Origin of the sequence: Paraburkholderia phenazinium, from assembly GCF_900141745.1 — a bacterium.
GTDB lineage: Bacteria > Pseudomonadota > Gammaproteobacteria > Burkholderiales > Burkholderiaceae > Paraburkholderia > Paraburkholderia phenazinium_B.
Genome location: NZ_FSRM01000002.1, coordinates 1,882,895 through 1,900,664, shown reverse-complemented (window position 1 = coordinate 1,900,664; position 17,770 = coordinate 1,882,895). Strand labels below are relative to the sequence as shown.

Genomic DNA, 17,770 nt, shown 5'->3' with positions numbered 1-17,770 from the left:
TGCACCATATTTCGATTTTGAAAGCCTGGAGAACCTGCGCGCGAAGCCAACCAGGTGGTCCGCTTTGGCGATTTGATTTCGAAGCATTTCTTGAGGTGCTTGCAGCGCCCAGCCAGCCGGCCCGTGCCGCGTACCGAAGCGCTAGCACCGGCGCGACTCTGCCCCCTTCGAGCGGCGCGCGCGGCACGCGTTTTCTCGCGAAGCGCTGAAACTTTCGGTAAGACTCTTGAGTTCGTGACGCGGCGCGCTTCATGCACTATGCCGCTGGAATCGACCGGGCGGCGCAGCCATGTCCGCTTTCGATTTTGACTATGGGGATTCCCCTATGCATCACGCCGTCCGGCTCATTTTCTGACCGTCATTTCCAGCCATGCAAGTTGTCGTGTGCCTGACCTCGTTCAATCGCATCGATTGCGCGCGCATCTCCATGGAGATCATCAAGCTCAACTGGGCCTACAAATGGCCTGTGGTGCATGCCTGTTCGGATGACGGCTATACGCGTTATATCGAAGACGTCCTCGTCAAGCGCGAGCCGCGGCCGCTGACCTCCGGCGCCGCCGATCTGCTGCTCGCCTCGGTCACGGCGGCCATCGACCGCTTTCAGGCCGATTACGTTATCCACCTCGAAGCCGACACCTGGATATTCGATCAGAACGTCATCAGGCGGTACCTCGAGAAGCTCGCGGAAAAACCTCATGCGATGATCGCCGCCTCCTCCTGGAGCACCGATTGCATCCCGCAGTGGAAACGCTCGCCGTTGCTCGGAAGGCGGCTGCGCGCCGGCCTCGCTAGCGCCATCAGGCCGCTTGGATTCCGCTATGGGATTCGCGAGAGAAAGTCGCTCTCCACCCAGTTCTTCATCGCGAGGGCAACGCCCGCGTTCCTGGACATGCTGTCAGGGATGCGCGTGAAAGACGGCGACTTTCTGGAGAAGGAACTGTATGCGGCAGTGGTCGAGCGCTTCGGGCGGCGCGCGATCATCAACATGCCGGAGCGCGAGCCGGTCCATCCGCACTTCCGGCACGCTTGCGAGCCGCTCAGTCTGTTCTGCCAGCATTGGCCGAGCGCGGAAGACGCTCCGACGGATCGAACCCATCCGGACCTTACGCAGGACGACCGGCTGCGCGGAAAGAAGGAATGCCTGGCGACGGCGCCTTTGATGCGCCGTGGTCCGTACATGGAGCAACTGCTCAACAGCAGCGATTTGCGCTATTACAACGGCAACGCCAAGCGGTCGGGCTAACGCGCTCAACAAATACCAGGGTGGATTAGCGTCGCCCTCGCCTGAAAACATTAGTTGCCAAGCTAATCATATTGCGCTTTAATACGCTCCATGTTCGATCATTGCCTTTACTTCAACTCCGTCGCCCTTGGCCGCCTGGTCGAGCGCGAATGGACTATTGCCTACGCCGGCTTTGGACTCACACCGGCGCAAGGGTTTGTGCTGCGTGTCGTGCTTGCAACCCCAGGTTGCTTGAGCAGTCAGGTGGCCGATCTACTGGGCATCGCTCGTCCCACCGCTACCCGTCTCATCGACAACCTTTGCGACAAGGAGTTGGTGGAGCGGCGTCAGGGTGAAGCGGACGGCAGGGAATGGGGCGTGTACCCCACCCGCTCGGGCAAGGCACTCGAGCGGCCCATTAACGAGGCGAGCGCGGACATTGCCAAAGCGTTGCGCCGGAAAATTGGGCCCGGCTTGTTCGAATCCGCTGTCTCTACCATGCACGACGTCCGCAAGGCACTCGATTAGCGCAGTCCGTTTGTTCGGTTGTCCATTTTCCTGCGCCAATCATTGTTTGCTTATTTTCCATCGCAAATGATTGCCTTGCTAATCAAATTGAGGAAGCCCGAATGGAAAAGCTTGCGGTACAGCGTCTGAATGTCTGTGAGGCTTCTCAGCGAGGCGCGCTCAAGGCGGAAGGAAAGCGGCACTGGACGGTTGGCATCGCGATTACGCTAGCTGCGATTGCCTTGTTTGCGATCGCTGCTGTTTTAGCGGCTTCAAGCGTGCCCGCCAACAACGCCTTGTGTCTTCAGAAGGTTGCAAACGATGAGCACGTAAGCCTTGACGCGTTCTTTCAGAACCCCGCACGACAGGACGCGCTAGTGGAGGCCGCTACCCTATGTTCACGCTAAACCGCAAGCGAACCGCAAAACGAGGCAGGCGGCGCGGAAAGCCCGGCGATGATCAACCGGCTTGGCGCGCTGCAACAGCCCGCTCGACAGGTTAGCGTTTTGGCGACCCGTTATGCGACATAGTTCGCTGCCCTGCGCTGCCGCACACCAGGACCGAACGTCAAGGCGCTAAGCAGCGCTAAAGCCCAAACACCGAGACCACCATAGAGCATCACCAGACCAAACCCATGCACGAGTGCGGCATGAACGATCGCGCCATGCGAAGCGATCGTCGCAAGTACCGCATCATGGTTTAGCAAACTCATGTCCCCTGCGGCTACTTTTTCGGCGAGCTGCTGCAATTGTCCCTCGTCGGCAATCGCCGCAAGCGCATGTTTCAGGTACGACAGCACACCTTCAAGAAGAATAAACCCCATCACGGCGATGTTGATCGCAAGCGTGATCAGCCGCGCACTCATGTCGATGCCAGAAGCCATCCCCGCGCGGTCCGCAGAGACTGCGCCAGTGGCCGTGTTCGTTACCGGCGTGTTGGTCAGACCCAGCCCGATCCCGGACAACAGGCAGCCGGGCAACATCGTGAGCCAGTTCGCATGCTCGGCACTACTGCCGAACTTCATCAGGATGAAGCCGAGGCCGATTGTGAACATGCCAAGCGGAATCACCCTGCGTGCCTCGCAGCGAAGCACGAGCCGCTCGGCTAGCGGCGGAACGACCAGTGTGGGCAAGGTATAGGCAAGCAGCGACAGCCCGGCGCTAACGCTCGCATAGCCCAGACCCCCATGAAAATAGATCGGCAGATAGATCATGAACGGCCAGAAACTGAAATTCATCCCCATCGAGCCGAACAGCGCGCCCGAAAAACTGCGGATGCGCAGCACCGAGAAATCGAACATCGGCCGCGCACTGCGCCGCTCCACCACCAGGAACGCGATGAAACTCAACACCGCCACGGCAATGATGCTGATTGCAGCGACGCTCCCGAAACCCAGATCCGGGCCTTGCGTAATGTAGTAAACGAGACCGAAGCACGCCACGGAAAGTGTGACGACGCCCGCCACATCCAGACGTTGCGCCTCCGGATCGCGCGACTCCTGCACGCCGGCGAAGACCAGGCCCAGTGCCACGAGCGAAACAAAAACGTGGATCAGAAAAACCCACTGCCAGTTCGATACCGCGACGATCACGCCGCCAATGATGGGACCGAATCCAAGTCCAATGCCAAGGATGATTCCCCAGGCTGCAAACGCCCTGCTGCGCTCGCGGCCTTCCTGAAACTGATGCGAAAGCACCGCCACCTGGCAGATCAGCATGGCGCCCCCGCCGATCCCTTGCAGAAACCGGCTCACGATCAAAGCCGACACGCTCTGCGCGATGCCGCAAAGCAACGACGTGATCGCAAACAGCACGATCGTGGCGGCGTACACGCGCTTTCGACCGAAGCGATCCGCGAGTGCGCCGGTTGCCATCAACACGGTTGTGCACGCAATCGTGTACGCATTCATGATCCATTGCATCGACTTGAAATCACCGTGCAGCACGGTCTGAAGCGTTGGGAGAATGGTTGGTACGCTGGAAATTTCGAGGCCGAACATCAAAGAGGTCAGGCAAACCGCAGCCAGTGCGAGGGCGTTTCTCGGATTATGGGTGTGCGTCATGGGTACCGCCGGAGGTTGAGTAAGGTCCGATCGCGCTGGGCGCGAGTTCAGGATTAATATATCGGGACCACACTTCCCCATTGGCGAGAGTTTTTCCCGTGAATTATTCCTGCAGGGACCCAATATGACGGACCGGCTCGATGGCGTAACGACCTTCGTACAGGTGGTCGACGCGGGCAGTTTCACGCTGGCGGCCGAGCGCATGCACCTCACGCGCTCGGCTGTCGGCAAGGTGATTACGCGGCTCGAGACCCGGCTCGGCGTGCGCCTCCTGAATCGCACGACGCGCAGCCAGACGCTGACTGAAGCCGGTCAAGCCTATTACGACCGCTGCGTGCGGGCGCTGGCCGAACTGGAAGCGGCAGAGGCCGACCTGGAGAGTGAGCGCACCGACCCGCAAGGCCGCTTACGTGTCAGCGTGCCGATTGCGTTCGGCCATCAATGCGTCGCGCCCGTGCTGTTCGAACTTGCACGCCAGCACGCGCAACTGCAGATCGATATGTCGTTTACGGACCGGGCCGTGGATCTCATCGAGGAAGGGTTTGATCTGGCGGTACGCATCGGCGATCTGCACGACAGCACGAGTCTGGCCGCGCGCCGTCTAGGTGTGCAACATATGAGCATTGGCGCCTCGCCGTCGTATCTGAAGCAGTACGGCATGCCTGCGGACCTCGACGACCTCCACGGGCATGCCGGCATCGCCTATTCGCGCGGTGGAGTATCGGCGCCTTGGCGCGTGCTCGATAGCGACGGCCATCAACAGGAATTGCGCATCACACCGCAACTAAGCCTCGACGACGTCCAGGCAATCGCAGACGCCGGCATTGCCGGCTTCGGCCTCGTGCAATTGCCATGCTGGTTGCTGAAACGCCACGTGCAGACAGGTGAGCTCGCCGTCGTGAGAGAGCGCTGCGGCGTGCGGGCGCAGGACATCCACGCGGTGTGGCCGAAGACGCGTTATCTGCCGCTCAAGACCCGTTGCGCGATCGATGCCCTCGTGGCAGAAATTCCGGACATGATTCGCGCCTGACGCACTAGCTACCCTGCAACGCTGTCCGTATTGCAGCAAGCCAAAGTCCCACTGCGTGCGCACCAGGATCGGCGAAACCGAGCGCGCGCTTGCCGACATAACTGGAACGCCCTAGCCGCGGACTCATCGATGCCGTCTGCTCCGCACCAGCTTTGGCTGCATTGACCGCGGCCAGCAACGCAGCGTCGACATCACCCGAATGCGCGAGCGCGCCTTGCAACGCTTCGGCAGCAGGCTGCAGCGCATCTACCATCGTGCGATCGCCAGGATGCGCGCCGCCGAGTTCCATCAGCGCCGCGACGCCCGCGCTAAATGCGTCTGTCCAACGCTTTGCATCGGCCCCGGTGGATTGATCCAGCACACTGCCCGCGCGCAGCAACATGACGGCATAGAGCGGCCCCGAAGTCCCACCCACGACGCGCCGGACTGTTGCGGACACGGCCCGCAATACCGCACCTGACGCCGTCTCTGCCGGGTAGCTGCCGATTTCCTGAAGGATGCCACGCGCGCCGCGTGAGAGACTGATGCCCAGGTCGCCATCGCCCACGCGTTGATCCATCTCGGTCAGGACCGGTTCCGCATCGATCAGGCACGCGCAAACCGCTTCGATTACACGGCGCAACCGGGATTCGCGGGCGAGCCGCGCGTCGTGGTTCTCACGAGGCGCGGTCGGCGCGTCTTTGATGGACGCCCGTGCAATATGGCCGCTCAAAGCGGGCCAAGCCGACGTATGTGCAGGCGCGTCGAGCCACGCAAGCCGCTCATCGTCGAGGCGTAATAAGGTCAGCGAAACACCGGCCATTTCTAGCGCGCTCAAGAAAGTGCCAGCCCACGCGCGCTCGACGTTGATGTGCCGCTCCCCAAGGTAGCGCAGTGCTGAAGCGGCCACAATGCTCAACTCGCTCTGCGGCGTGCCACCGAGATTGTTCACCAGCAACGCGACCCGCTCGCTCGTCTGCAGCGCAAGGTCGTCGACGATTTTCGTCAGCAGCCTCGCGACGATCGCATCAGCGGACTCCAGCGCGCCACGTTCGACGCCTGGCTCGCCATGGATCCCTAGCCCCCACTCGATCTCGCCATCGGCCAGCGTAAAACCCGCCTTACCTGCCGCCGGCACAGTGCACGGCGTCAACGCCACGCCCATGGTGCCGAGCTTGCTGGCGGCCTCGCGAGCCACCTGGGCCACTTCTGCCAGCGGACGTCCCTCGGCGGCAGCCGCGCCCGCAATCTTGTGAACCAGCACCGTGCCGGCCAGACCGCGCCGGCCGGCGTGCTCACCGCTTGCTGCCAGCGCGACGTCGTCCGCAACGATAACCATCTCGACCTTGGTACCTTCTGCGCGTGCGATCTCCGCGGCGAGGCCGAAATTGAAGCGGTCGCCCGTGTAGTTCTTGACGATCAGCAGCACGCCTGCGGGACCCGCTACAGCGCGGATTGCGTCGAGCACAGCATCCGTCGACGGCGACGTGAACACTTCACCTGCTACCGCTGCGCTGAGCATGCCCGCGCCGACATAACCCGCGTGTGCCGGTTCATGACCCGAGCCACCACCGGAAATCAGCGCGACCTCGCCGCGCCGGGCGGCCGCTTCTGCGTCAGCACGCACGATGATCGTGCCGCCCTGCAGCAAGGAAAGGTTGGGGTTGAGCGCAGCGAGTCCGTCGAGCATGTCGGGGACTACCGCGGAAACATCGTTGATGAGCTTTTTCATATGCGCCAGCTTCCTTGTAGGCCGCGGGCCCTGTCTCCATCACGAGCCGGTCGCGGCTGGGGTTGCGAGTCTGTCGAGAAACAGTTGCAAACACATCACCGGAAACCGGACTTTACCGCGCCTCGGCGTATAGCGTCGAATTGCACGGCAATGCAGGAAACCAGGACCACGAAAAGAAGCTGGAAACAAAGCGGAGCATAGACCCCAACCAGACGCTCACATCTTCACCACCGTAAGCAGGGTCTGCTTGCCGCTCTTGTAGTCATAGAGCGAGATCGCACCCTGCTTCAGATCGCCATGCGCGTCGAACTGGGTACGGCCCAGTACGCCGACAAAATTTGCCGCCGGCATCGCCGCGAGAATGCTCGCGGGCTGCGTCGAATTCGCACGCTTCATTGCATCGACGATGATGTACACGGCGTCGTAGGCAAACGGCGCATTCAGCTGCACATGTTGATGAAAACGTGCTTCGTAACGCTGCTCGAATGCAGGGCCATCCGGCATCTTCTCAAGCGGCATGCCGGCAATCGAGCACACGACATTGTCGGCGGCGTCGCCCGCCAGCTTCGCCAGCGAGTCGGCACACAGACCGTCGCCACCCAACACCCGCGAAGTAATGGCAAGCGCACGCGCCTGCTTGGCAAAGGGGCCGCCAGTGGCATCCATGCCGCCATACATGATGATGTCCGGATGCTCACCCTTGATCTTCGTAAGAATCGAACGGAAATCGACCGCCTTGTCGGTGGTCGCGTCGTGCGACAACACATTGAGCCCATCTGCCTTCGCCTGTTTCTCGAACTCGTTGGCGAGGCCCTGGCCATAGGCGGTTGCGTCGTCAACGATCGCTACGGTTTTCGCCTTCAGGTCCTTCTGTGCGTAATTCGCCAGGGCTGGTCCCTGTTGCGCATCCGTCGCCACCACCCGGTACGCGGTCTTGAAGCCCTGTTGCGTGTACACCGGATTGGTCGCCGAGGGCGACACTTCGACGATGCCGGCATCGCTGTAAATCTTCGACGCCGGAATCGTGGTGCCCGAATTCATATGACCAACCACCGCGGCGACATGATCGTCGACCAGTTTTTGCGCCACCTGCGTGCCCTGACGCGGATCCGAAGCGTCATCCTGAGCGTCCAGTTCCAGGGTCACCTTGTGGCCGTCGATCACCAGTCCTTTCGCATTGATTTCTTCCACGGCGAGACGCGCGCCGTTTTCCGTGTCTTTACCCCACTCGGCGTTCGGACCGGTCAACGGTGCGACGTGACCGATCCTGACCACTTCGTCCGCACGGGCCAAACCTGTGCCCGCCGTAACCAGCCCACCCAGAATGCCGACCGTCGCCATACGACGAAACCCTGCGAACATGCTCATACCCCACCCGCCATAGTGTTGGTTCAATCAGGAACGCGCTGCGCGAAGCAACTGACAAACACCTGCAACGGGCCACGATGGCCTTGCGCGTTCACCTACCCCAGCCAGGCTCGCCAGATGCGATATGGCTTAAGGGATAGGGCGAATGTAGTCAGAACGAAAAGATCGGCATTGAACCGATCGGCCCGAAAACAGAAGAATTGCGGCAGCGCGGATTACCCTTATTGATGCGCCCAGCCAGCCTTATACTGGCCGTGTTCAATTGTTTGTTCTGCTCAAGTTCCGTTTCTTCGATCAGGAAATCGTCATGCGCCAGACCGATAATGCAATTCGCAGGGACGATTGTCCCGCGGGCCGTGAGCTGGTCGAGCATCTGGATCACGCCGCGGACATGCCGGAGCAGCGCGGCAACCGCTCCAGCTCTGCGGAGCTCAACGTGGGTTTTCTGCTTTGGCCGCGCTTCCCGCTGCTCTCGCTGGCCGGGCTGTGCGATGCGCTGCGTCACGCCGCCGATCTCGGCGACCAGAGCCGGCCCTTGCGCTGTTCATGGACCATCATCGGCGAACAGAACGAGGTAGTCGAGGCGAGTTGCGGCGTGACCGTAACGCCGCAGGCTGCATTTCCGCCAGTGGAGCAGTTCGATTACATCGTGGCAATTGGCGGCTTGCTGCCGCATCTCGACGACGCCCATCCATGCTATTGGGATTACCTCCGGCAAGCAGATCGAGCGGGGATTCCGCTAATCGGCATGTGCACAGGCAGCTTTGTGCTGGCGCGCGCGGGGCTAATGGAAGGCCACGTGGCCTGCGTACACAGCTTCCATCTTGAGGATTACCAGCAGATGTTCCCCGCGCTGCGCGTCATCACGCACAGTGACTACCTGATCGACGGTAATCGCATCACCTGCGCCGGCGGCATCTCCGTTATCGAACTGGCGACTCGTCTGATCAGCTTGCATTGTGGAGCCGACCGCGCGTCGAAGGTGATTCATCAGATGACAGTCAGCCGGCAAAGCGGTACCTCATTCGTCGAACGGCGTCGCGCGCTAGGCTATCTCTCCGTTGAAGACGTGACGGTGCGGCACGCGATCATCCTGATGGAGGAGAACCTCGAAGCACCGCTGAATATCGCCGTAATCGCCAAAATGAGCGGCACCAGCGTGCGGCAACTCGAACGCGCTTTCATGACAGCCATGAAAACGTCGCCTAACGAATTTTATCGGCAGATGCGCCTGCGCTACGCACGCTGGATGTTGCTCAACACCGCCCGACGCGTCACCGACGTCGCGTACGAGTGCGGCTTCGCCGACTCCGCACACTTTATTCGCGTGTTCAAGGAAACCTACGGCGTGACGCCCGGCAAACTGCGCGCCTCAGTTGGGGCGCCCGCAACGGAGGCTTGACGGTAGCCCGCCCCCTGTCGCTTTTCTTCTATTTTTCTGCAGATTGGTGCAATCGCAGTGCCCGGCTTTACCCGTACATTGCCTGTCATGAAAGACAAGGCCCACATCGTCGTGATCGGTACAGGCGGCACCATCGCAGGACGCGGCGCATCGTCCGTCAACACATCGGACTATGCGTGCTCTGTTCTATCGATCGACGAAGTGCTATCGGGTATCCCACAAGCGCACGCTATTGCGCGCGTAAGTGCGGAACAACTGATGCAGATCGGTTCGGAGAACTTCTCAACCACGCATCTGCTGACACTCGGCAAACGCATCGATACGCTGCTCAAGCAGGACGATATCGACGGCATCGTGGTGACGCATGGCACCGACACGATCGACGAGACCGCTTACTTTCTGCACCTGACGTTGAAGAGTTCAAAGCCCGTGGTGGTAGTCGGCTCGATGCGGCCACCGTCTTCGCTCAGCGCAGATGGCCCGTTGAACCTGTATAACGCGATTCTCGTCGCCGGCAGCGAAACCTCTCACGGCAAGGGCACGCTGGTCGTTGCGAACGATGAGATACATAGTGCGCGCGATGTCGTCAAGACCAGCACGTTCAAGCTCGAATCGTTCCGCTCACCCTATGGCCCGCTCGGATATGTCGTCGAAGGCAGCCCGCGCTATTACCGCACGCCGGCGCGCCGCCATACGCTCAGTACCCAATGGTCGATCGATGCGATAGACGAGTTGCCGGAAGTCGGCATTGTCTATGCACACGGCGGCATCGATGCCGCCGTGATCGACGCCACCGCGCAATCTGGCGTACGAGGCTTGATTTACGCGGCTACCGGCAACGGCAATGTCGCGGCGCATGTCGTCGGCGCGCTGCAGCGGGCAAGACGCCGCGGCGTGCAGATCGTGCGAGCCTCGCGAACCGGCAGCGGCATCGTGATACGCAACGCCGCGCAACCGGACGACGAGTACGACTGGCTCGTCGTCGACGATCAGGTGCCGCAAAAAGCGCGGCTTCTGCTGATGCTCTCGCTTGGCAGCGAACAACGCAGCGCGGATCTGCAGGACGCGTTCTACCACTACTGAAGCGCAACCAGCCGCTGCGGCCTGCACGGATTCCCGCTCAGCTTCCAGTCAGTTGCTCAAGACTGTCTACATTCTCCGAATACGTCCCCGTCTGGGTGCCCACGGTAACGACAACATTCACCGACGACGCCCCTGAAGCCGTAATCGTTTCAACCGCGCCATCGTCCGTCAGCTGAATCACTCCGCCTTCCAGGTTGCCGTTGCTGATCGTAACCGCAGTAGGAGTGGTGACCCCGAAGGAAATCACCGCGTCGCTCGCCTGCACGCTGATCGCGCCGCTGGACGACAGCGTGTCGCTAGACGGATCTACGCCGTGCAGACGCGAATAGGCAAGCGCAGTAATCGTGATGGTGCCGCTGACGTTTCCAGAGCTCGCCGTATGCGTAATGGCCAGCGTGACCGTCGGTGCGCTTGCGGTCGTCGTGGTGGCGCCCGTGGCGGCATCGTAGCTCATTGAAAACGTTACCGTCCCGTTGACTGACGTGACGCCGTCGGGCGAAGTCAAGGTCAGGTTGTTCGCGGTTTCAACGGCGGTGTACGACCAGTCCGCCGAATTGTTGCCCACCACACCCTGCGCGCTTTGCACCTGCACCGTCACCGAACCGCTGACCGACGCACTGCTCGATACGGCTGGAGCCTGCACCTGCCCCACGCACTGGTTGAAGGTAACTGTTGCCGTCTCCCCGCTTTGCAGACCGGATGCACCTGCGTTCTGCGTGGCGATGTCGATCGAGCCACTGCCAGGACACAACTTGGTAGTTGTGGCCGCGCTCGACGTGACACCGGTCACCAAGGACTGCACGACTGACGAATAGATCGCGCCCACGCCGGGACCGGACAGAATTCCGAAGGCCGCCGCATAGCGGGCAACCGGTTCGCTCTGCACTGCCGTCGAGAGTTTTAGCTGGTTCGAAGCAGCGGTACTGCTGGCGCTACCCGACCCTCCGCCACCGCCGCATGCACCCAACAGGGCCGATGCCGCGATAAGCGCGACTGCAGCGAATGACCGTGACGCCTGATACAAAGACATGCTTGCTCCACTCAAAAATGCCGGCGTGCACACGGTCCCGCCACTCGCAAACGAAGGCGCTCGTGCGCCGCGTTTAATCAGACAAATCGGTTCGTCTGCATGTCCGTGTGTGCGAAACGGACGAACCAATGAACAGAGTGATTATCGAAGCGAGGCGTCGTCGGCAATCTCACGAACAGGCCTTAAAAAGCAGGTCTAATCTGCGCAGGCGAATCGATCATTTAGGATTCCGGCAATACTTACCCGCAGAAAATTCCGGTTGCGCGAAGTTCGACTTCACGAATCAGAACTGCTGTGTGATTTCCCCGTTGTTCATGCATTTGAACTCGCCGCTCGAACCGTAAAGTCTCTTCCACAAGACGGATTTCGTTTACGGAGAAGGCGCGGTGAAACAGGTAAAGAATGCTGCTCTCGCAGCAGCAACGGTAATACTCGCGGCAAGCGCAGCGAGCACGGTAAGTGCGCAGGAAGTGTATGTTCAGGGTGGCACGCTGGGCGCCGGCGTCGGCGCTGCATTGCCGCTCAGTTCGTGGGCCGGTGTGCATGCCGAACTCGAAGGCTTCGGTCTCTCGCATTCGGTCACGGTGGACGGCAATGTTTACGATGGCCGTCTCACGCTGTTACAGGGTGGGCTGTACCTCGATCTGTTTCCGTTTTCGTCGAGCGGCTTTCGCGTGACAGCCGGCGCGCTGATCAACAATGACGAGTTGAAGGCGCACGCTGTCGCCAACTCGGACGGTAACTACAAGATCGGGAATAGTTACGTGCCCGCCGTCGGCGCTGCTCCATCCGCAACCGCCGAATTTCCGCACGTGATGCCGTATCTCGGCATCGGTTACGGGCACAAGCCGGTTTCGAAGGGCTTTGGGGTGACGTTCGATCTGGGCGTGGCCTATGGACGTCCACACGTCGACTACAGCGTGCCGCAGATCTACACACTGTTCACGACCCAGGCGAACATCGATCAGGAAGAGCAGAAGCTCAATAATGACGTAGCCCGTTACAGGTGGTACCCGGTCGCGCAGATCGGTGTGACTTACCGGTTCTGAGTTGCGCGCGTTATCCGAAGTCCGGTTGATGACTCCCAGCCGCCGCCGTCTGCGCCAGCGGCTCACCAAACTGCAACGCCGCTAGCTGGGCATAAAGCGGCGAGCTCAGAAGAAGTTCGGCATGACGTCCCTGCGCAATGATGCGTCCATGTTCCAGCACGATAATGCGGTCGGCCTGCTGAACGGTCGCTAGCCGGTGAGCGATGACCAGCGTGGTGCGGTTTTGCGCGGCATTGTCCAGCGCCTTCTGCACGAGACGTTCGCTGGCGGCATCGAGTGCGCTGGTGGCCTCGTCGAGCAGCAGGATGGGCGGATTCTTCAGGATCGCACGAGCAATCGCAATGCGTTGCCGCTGTCCGCCGGAAAGCCGCACACCGCGTTCACCGAGAAACGTGTCGTAGCCCTGCGGCAGTTCTTCGATAAAACCCGCCGCAGCGGCCATTTCCGCAGCGCGCTGAACTTGCGCGAGCGTGGCCTCGGGCGCGCCGTAGCGAATGTTATCAAGCACGCTACCCGAAAAGATCACCGATTCCTGTAGCACCACACCAATCTCACGGCGCAGTTCATCGAGCGGCACCTGTCCCGTAGGGACACCGTTGATCAGAATCGTGCCGCCCTGTGGGTCGTAAAAGCGCAGCAGCAATTGGAACAAGGTGGTCTTGCCGGCGCCGGACGGTCCCACTAGCGCAACATGCTCGCCCGCGCGCACGTGCAGCGAGAGCGCGGATAGCGCAGCGATGCCGGGGCGTGACGGATACGAGAAGCTCACGTTGTCAAAGCGGATGCCGTCCCCGCGCGCCGGCAATGTGATAGTGGACTCGGCTTGTACCACTGGCGAGCGCGCGGCCAGCAGCTGCAGCAACCGCTCAGTCGCGCCAGCCGCGCGCTGCAGATCGCCCCACACTTCCGCGATCGCCCCTACCGCGCCAGCGGTGAACACCGCGTAAAGAATGAACTGGGACAATTGGCCGGCCGTCATGCGCCCGGCCAGCACCGCCTGCGCCCCGAGCCACAGCACGAAGACAATCGCGCTGAACACCAGCACGATCACCACGGCGGTCAGCCACGCGCGCGCCCGGATACGCGTGAGCGCAGTTTCGAAAGCCACTTCCACCGCGCCGCCAAACCGCTGCGCCTCGAAAGGCTCCTGCGTATAGGACTGCACAGTAGGCATGGCATTGAGTACCTCGCCCGCCAGTGCGCTCGTGTTCGCTATCTTGTCCTGACTGGCACGAGAAAGACGCCGCACGCGCCGTCCGAAGATGACGATAGGTGCGACCACTACGAGCAACGTAACGATGATATAGCCCGACAACACAGGACTGGTCACTACCAGCATCGCTACGCCGCCGGTCAGCATGAAGAAGTTGCGCAAGCCCATGGAAAGGCTCGTGCCGACCACGGCCTGGATCAACGTGGTGTCAGCCGTAAGCCGCGACAGCACTTCTCCGGTCTGCGTGGTTTCGAAGAACTGTGGGCTCATCCCCAGCACGTGCTCGTAGACCGCGCGCCGCAAGTCCGCCGTTACGCGCTCCCCTAGCCACGACACCAGATAGAAGCGCAGCGCCGTCGCGGCAGCGAGAATCAGCGAAACGAAGAACATCGCGAGGAAATAACGATCGATGTGCACGCGTTCGCCGCTCGCAAAGCCACGGTCAATCAGGTATCTGAACGCCACCGGCAACACCAGCGTCGCACCTGCTGAGGTGATCAGAGCGAGGAACGCGAGCGCCCAGCGCCCGGCATACGGACGCAGGAAGGGAAACAGGGCAAACAGCGGCGCGATACGCCGTGAGGCCGGTGCAGGGTCTGGCATGAGGATTCCCAAGGGATCGAAGATCGCCTCGATTGTGCCAGTCCCTGCCGATTTGAAGTTGTTCCCCCGCGAAAAGACTGACGCCGCCCAGAAGATTGCCAGCACCCCGGCAGCGCCCGCTTGCTGTGAACGTCCAGAAGGATCAAGATCGGGGCGACACATTCCTCGCAAGTCATTCCCATGACAGACCTACCCGATCCTGATCCCGACGCCGATAGCGATCCCGACAAACTGAAAGGACCTGGCGGCATGTCGTTGCGTCAGATCCACGAACAGGTGCAAAAGAGCGTCGAACGCGATCGCGAAGCGCGCGCCGGCCATGATGCCCAGGCCATGCCGCGCAGCAGATGGCAGCGTTGGGTGCGGTACGTGTGGGGGCGTAGCGGTCGCCGCTAAGCGTTCAAGCTCAAAGGCTCGCGGCCCCCATATCGGCCGGCGAGCGGAAGTCTGCAAAAAATACACGGCCCCGCAGCACGCCTCACGGCGCCCTGCAGGGCCGTACCTACACGCTAGCTACGATCAGAAGCGGTGCTTCAGACCAACCGCCACAACAACCTGCGAGTTATTCGACGACGGATCCAGACTGTAGACGCTGGCGTCGAACGCTGCATTGCCGTTGCCGCCGCCAACACGCTGATACACGCCTTCCAGATAGACATCCGTGCGAGCCGAAAGGAAGTAATCGGCCTGAGCCATCACCTGGTTCCAGTGCGGCGTGGCCGACGTAAAGCCCTTCGTCGCGCCGCCGAAGCCGCCCGTCGTGTACGTGTACGCAACGCCCAGGCTTAAGTCCGGCATCACGAAATAGCGGCCGTTGATTTCGAAGTTGTCGAACTTGATATAGCTGCCGCCGATCGCACCCGTAGACGTGCTGCCGCCCTGCCAGATGCCCGTCACGTTGTCGGTGACAGAATGCGTCCACACCGCGCCAACGGAGGACTTGCCGAACTTGTACTGGACACCGGCACCGTAGATCTGCTGGCTGCCGCCCGTCGTGAGCTGGTCGCCGTCGCCCGTGCTGACTGCACCCGTTGCGTTCGCCAGTGCGGACTGCGCCGTGCGGTTGATCTGCAGGTATGCGGCCGCGACGTTGAACGGACCATACGTGTAGCTCGTACCCAGGCTGTATGCGCTGTTGTTGGCAAAATCACCCGCCTCGCCGGAGAACGCATACATCGCGCCTGCCTTGAAGCCGCCAAACGAAGCGCTGCTGAACTTGACCGAGTTGTTCAGACGCAAATCGTTGTTCAGGTTGTCGTTGTCGTACACGTGCGACGCAAGGTTGCCGCCGAAGCCCGAACCCGTCGCGCTCAAAGGTGCAACGTAGTCGACCATGAAGTCGTATTGACGACCGAGTGAGAGCGTGCCGTACTGTTCCGAACGCAGACCGACCCAGGCTTGCCGGCCGAACAGGTCGCCACCGTTCTTCAGGGCGCCGCTGTCAACGTTAAAACCGTTCTCGAGCCAGAAGACCGCGGCAAGCCCACCGCCAAGATCTTCCGAGCCGCGCAGACCCCAACGCGACGTGAAGACGTTGCCGCTTTGCATCGACCAGGAGCTGGCGCCCGGTGATGTGGCGCTCGATTCCGACACACGCGCGTTGTTCTGGTAAACGACGCCGGTATCAATGAGTCCGAAGAGCGTGACGCTGCTTTGCGCGTGTGCCGCTCCAGCCAGAAGCATGGCCGACGCAGCGGCCAGATATCGCATCTTGATCAAAACCTCACCCCATATTCAAGTTCGTGTTTCCCATCTGGCGATCGGCGACCGCCATGAAAACGGGTGGAGTATAGGGTTGAGCCCAATTGCAATGAATGCGCAAATCGTGGAAATCAGCCTTCCTGTTTTTGAGGGCAAAAATTCATAAAACTTTAACGTTACTGAATTCAATGGCTATTGACGCGGCTACTCAAGGGACAACATTAAATGTACATCTCTCAGGGAGAGATATCGCCAGCCCATGAGCCAGGCAGGCACTTCCCTCATGTCGCAATTTAGCTACAGGAAGCGCTGCATATTCTCATAAGACGTAACTGAACCACAGGACGATCGTCATTTGAAATTTCAGCGTCGGCCAACTGAAATTTAGAAAATAAAGTCATTTATAAAATAAAATTTAATTTCTAAAAAAACTTTCATCTTTCAACGGTGGTGTCGAAGCCTCGATGTCAGTATCGGCATCACGGTCGAGCACCGCTCGCGCCTTCGTCATATCGAGCGCCCCCTCCCATCGCGCCACCACGATAGTTGCCACACCGTTGCCTATCAGATTGGTCACGGCGCGCGCTTCGTTCAGGAAGCGATCGACGCCTAGCAACAGCACCAGGCCGGCCACAGGAACCTTGTGCATGGTCGACAGCGTGGCCGCGAGTGCGACGAATCCGGCGCCCGCGACACCGGCTGAGCCCTTGGAGGTCAGCAGAAGCACGCTCATCACCAGCAACTGATCCCAGATCGTCAGGTGGATGTTCATGGCTTGCGCAATGAAGAGGGTTGCCATCGTCAGGTAGATTGCCGTGCCATCTGCATTGAACGTGTAACCGGTCGGCAATACCATTCCGACGACGGGCCGCGAACAACCCAGCTTCTCCATTTTGATGAGCATCTGCGGCAGTACCGCTTCGGTGGAAGCCGTACCGAGCGTGATGAGGATTTCGTCCTTGATGTAACGGAGAAACTTCCACAAGGACAAACCACATAGCCGCATGACGGCGCCCAGCACGACGATCACGAAGACGATCGAAGTCAGGTATAGGCAGAACATCAGTTGACCGAACGATGCGAGCGTGCCGATTCCGTACTTGCCGATCGTGAATGCCATGCCGCCGAACGCGCCGATCGGTGCGACATACATGACAATTCGAACCACGCCGAACATGCCCTGCAGGAACATATCGAGCATGTCGACCAGCGGCGCGGTACGTGGCCCCAGCTTGGCAAGGGCAATTGCGAACAACACTGAAAAGAAGATGATGGGCAGCATGTCCCCGTTAGCGAACGCGCCGACGATACTGTTCGGCACGATGCTCATCAGGAAATCGAGCGTGCCGTGCTGCTGCGCCGCGTGGGTGTAGCTTGCAATCGACGCGCTATCGATATGCGCCGGGTCGATGTTCATCCCGCTGCCAGGCTTGATGACGTTCACGACCAGCAGACCGATGGCGAGCGCGATGGTGGATGCGACTTCGAAGTAAAGAATAGCCTTTACGCCGACCCGCCCCGCCTCGTGAAGATCGCTCATGCGCGCAATGCCGACCACCACCGAAGCGAAGATGATGGGCGCAAGTGCCATCCGGATCAGCTTGATGAACAGGTCCCCTAACGGCTTGAGCTGATCGCCGGTCTCAGGATAGAAGTGTCCGACCAGAATGCCGGCGATGATGCCAATCAGGACCTGTACATAAAGCCTGGAAAGATATTTTCCAATCGTTGAAACCAGCATGTCTGTCTCCTGTCGTCCTTTTTGCTTTTTTGTGGACGCTGCGCCGGC

At 60.5% G+C, this 17,770-nt stretch carries 15 protein-coding genes; 8 read left to right on the top strand and 7 right to left on the bottom strand.

Annotated elements, in window-relative coordinates; genetic code table 11:
• Positions 1 to 370 precede the first annotated feature (370 nt).
• The 3 genes from BUS06_RS28420 to BUS06_RS28410 all read left to right on the top strand — a co-directional run bounded on the left by BUS06_RS28420 (position 371) and on the right by BUS06_RS28410 (position 2,136).
• Positions 371 to 1,243, top strand: coding sequence for a hypothetical protein (locus BUS06_RS28420; RefSeq protein ID WP_074267700.1), 873 nt, complete (start codon positions 371 to 373; stop codon positions 1,241 to 1,243).
• A gap of 90 nt (positions 1,244 to 1,333) precedes the next feature.
• Entirely contained in the window at positions 1,334 to 1,750 is a 417-nt protein-coding gene (locus BUS06_RS28415) for a MarR family winged helix-turn-helix transcriptional regulator (RefSeq protein ID WP_074267699.1), read from the top strand.
• Positions 1,751 to 1,851: 101 nt separating this feature from the next.
• Entirely contained in the window at positions 1,852 to 2,136 is a 285-nt protein-coding gene (locus tag BUS06_RS28410) for a hypothetical protein (RefSeq protein WP_074267698.1), read from the top strand.
• Positions 2,137 to 2,246: 110 nt separating this feature from the next.
• Here BUS06_RS28410 and BUS06_RS28405 read toward each other — a convergent pair whose 3' ends face one another.
• Entirely contained in the window at positions 2,247 to 3,791 is a 1,545-nt protein-coding gene (locus tag BUS06_RS28405; RefSeq protein WP_074267697.1) for an MFS transporter, read from the bottom strand.
• Between the two features lie 124 nt (positions 3,792 to 3,915).
• Between BUS06_RS28405 and BUS06_RS28400 the strand changes: the two genes are divergently transcribed.
• Complete coding sequence (locus BUS06_RS28400) at positions 3,916 to 4,821, top strand: LysR family transcriptional regulator (RefSeq protein WP_074267696.1); 906 nt, start codon at positions 3,916 to 3,918, stop codon at positions 4,819 to 4,821.
• A gap of 4 nt (positions 4,822 to 4,825) precedes the next feature.
• Here BUS06_RS28400 and dhaK read toward each other — a convergent pair whose 3' ends face one another.
• Both dhaK and BUS06_RS28390 read right to left on the bottom strand, forming a co-directional pair.
• Positions 4,826 to 6,532 (bottom strand): dihydroxyacetone kinase subunit DhaK, encoded by a 1,707-nt coding sequence (gene dhaK / locus BUS06_RS28395; protein WP_074267695.1) that lies wholly within the window; start codon positions 6,530 to 6,532, stop codon positions 4,826 to 4,828.
• A gap of 216 nt (positions 6,533 to 6,748) precedes the next feature.
• Positions 6,749 to 7,873: a branched-chain amino acid ABC transporter substrate-binding protein gene (locus BUS06_RS28390; RefSeq protein ID WP_074269337.1), complete on the bottom strand. Its 1,125-nt coding sequence runs from the start codon at positions 7,871 to 7,873 to the stop codon at positions 6,749 to 6,751.
• Positions 7,874 to 8,207: 334 nt separating this feature from the next.
• Here BUS06_RS28390 and BUS06_RS28385 point away from each other — a divergent pair, with 334 nt between their 5' ends.
• Positions 8,208 to 9,302, top strand: a complete 1,095-nt coding sequence (locus tag BUS06_RS28385; protein ID WP_074269336.1) for a GlxA family transcriptional regulator — start codon at positions 8,208 to 8,210, stop codon at positions 9,300 to 9,302.
• Between the two features lie 87 nt (positions 9,303 to 9,389).
• A complete protein-coding gene (locus tag BUS06_RS28380; RefSeq protein WP_074267694.1) occupies positions 9,390 to 10,385 on the top strand; it encodes an asparaginase in 996 nt (331 codons plus the stop codon).
• Positions 10,386 to 10,422: 37 nt separating this feature from the next.
• Here BUS06_RS28380 and BUS06_RS28375 read toward each other — a convergent pair whose 3' ends face one another.
• Positions 10,423 to 11,415, bottom strand: a complete 993-nt coding sequence (locus tag BUS06_RS28375; protein ID WP_074267693.1) for a hypothetical protein — start codon at positions 11,413 to 11,415, stop codon at positions 10,423 to 10,425.
• Between the two features lie 386 nt (positions 11,416 to 11,801).
• On the opposite strand from BUS06_RS28375, the gene BUS06_RS28370 reads away from it, so the two are divergent.
• Positions 11,802 to 12,464: a hypothetical protein gene (locus tag BUS06_RS28370; protein ID WP_074267692.1), complete on the top strand. Its 663-nt coding sequence runs from the start codon at positions 11,802 to 11,804 to the stop codon at positions 12,462 to 12,464.
• Between the two features lie 10 nt (positions 12,465 to 12,474).
• Here BUS06_RS28370 and BUS06_RS28365 read toward each other — a convergent pair whose 3' ends face one another.
• Entirely contained in the window at positions 12,475 to 14,280 is a 1,806-nt protein-coding gene (locus BUS06_RS28365; RefSeq protein ID WP_074269335.1) for an ABC transporter transmembrane domain-containing protein, read from the bottom strand.
• A 180-nt stretch (positions 14,281 to 14,460) separates the two neighbouring features.
• Between BUS06_RS28365 and BUS06_RS28360 the strand changes: the two genes are divergently transcribed.
• Complete coding sequence (locus tag BUS06_RS28360; RefSeq protein WP_074267691.1) at positions 14,461 to 14,676, top strand: hypothetical protein; 216 nt, start codon at positions 14,461 to 14,463, stop codon at positions 14,674 to 14,676.
• Positions 14,677 to 14,799: 123 nt separating this feature from the next.
• On the opposite strand, the gene BUS06_RS28355 is transcribed toward BUS06_RS28360, so the two are convergent.
• Both BUS06_RS28355 and BUS06_RS28350 read right to left on the bottom strand, forming a co-directional pair.
• Positions 14,800 to 15,990, bottom strand: a complete 1,191-nt coding sequence (locus BUS06_RS28355; protein WP_074269334.1) for a porin — start codon at positions 15,988 to 15,990, stop codon at positions 14,800 to 14,802.
• A gap of 406 nt (positions 15,991 to 16,396) precedes the next feature.
• Positions 16,397 to 17,722, bottom strand: coding sequence for a dicarboxylate/amino acid:cation symporter (locus tag BUS06_RS28350; RefSeq protein WP_074267690.1), 1,326 nt, complete (start codon positions 17,720 to 17,722; stop codon positions 16,397 to 16,399).
• Positions 17,723 to 17,770 lie beyond the last annotated feature (48 nt).

Bases quoted from the DNA above. Each gene is read 5' to 3' on its own strand.
- BUS06_RS28420 (WP_074267700.1), top strand. From the start codon at position 371: ATGCAAGTTGTCGTGTGCCTGACCTCGTTCAATCGCATCGATTGCGCG.
- BUS06_RS28415 (WP_074267699.1), top strand. From the start codon at position 1,334: ATGTTCGATCATTGCCTTTACTTCAACTCCGTCGCCCTTGGCCGCCTG.
- BUS06_RS28410 (WP_074267698.1), top strand. From the start codon at position 1,852: ATGGAAAAGCTTGCGGTACAGCGTCTGAATGTCTGTGAGGCTTCTCAG.
- BUS06_RS28405 (WP_074267697.1), bottom strand. From the start codon at position 3,791: ATGACGCACACCCATAATCCGAGAAACGCCCTCGCACTGGCTGCGGTT.
- BUS06_RS28400 (WP_074267696.1), top strand. From the start codon at position 3,916: ATGACGGACCGGCTCGATGGCGTAACGACCTTCGTACAGGTGGTCGAC.
- dhaK (WP_074267695.1), bottom strand. From the start codon at position 6,532: ATGAAAAAGCTCATCAACGATGTTTCCGCGGTAGTCCCCGACATGCTC.
- BUS06_RS28390 (WP_074269337.1), bottom strand. From the start codon at position 7,873: ATGGCGACGGTCGGCATTCTGGGTGGGCTGGTTACGGCGGGCACAGGT.
- BUS06_RS28385 (WP_074269336.1), top strand. From the start codon at position 8,208: ATGCGCCAGACCGATAATGCAATTCGCAGGGACGATTGTCCCGCGGGC.
- BUS06_RS28380 (WP_074267694.1), top strand. From the start codon at position 9,390: ATGAAAGACAAGGCCCACATCGTCGTGATCGGTACAGGCGGCACCATC.
- BUS06_RS28375 (WP_074267693.1), bottom strand. From the start codon at position 11,415: ATGTCTTTGTATCAGGCGTCACGGTCATTCGCTGCAGTCGCGCTTATC.
- BUS06_RS28365 (WP_074269335.1), bottom strand. From the start codon at position 14,280: ATGCCAGACCCTGCACCGGCCTCACGGCGTATCGCGCCGCTGTTTGCC.
- BUS06_RS28360 (WP_074267691.1), top strand. From the start codon at position 14,461: ATGACAGACCTACCCGATCCTGATCCCGACGCCGATAGCGATCCCGAC.
- BUS06_RS28355 (WP_074269334.1), bottom strand. From the start codon at position 15,990: ATGCGATATCTGGCCGCTGCGTCGGCCATGCTTCTGGCTGGAGCGGCA.
- BUS06_RS28350 (WP_074267690.1), bottom strand. From the start codon at position 17,722: ATGCTGGTTTCAACGATTGGAAAATATCTTTCCAGGCTTTATGTACAG.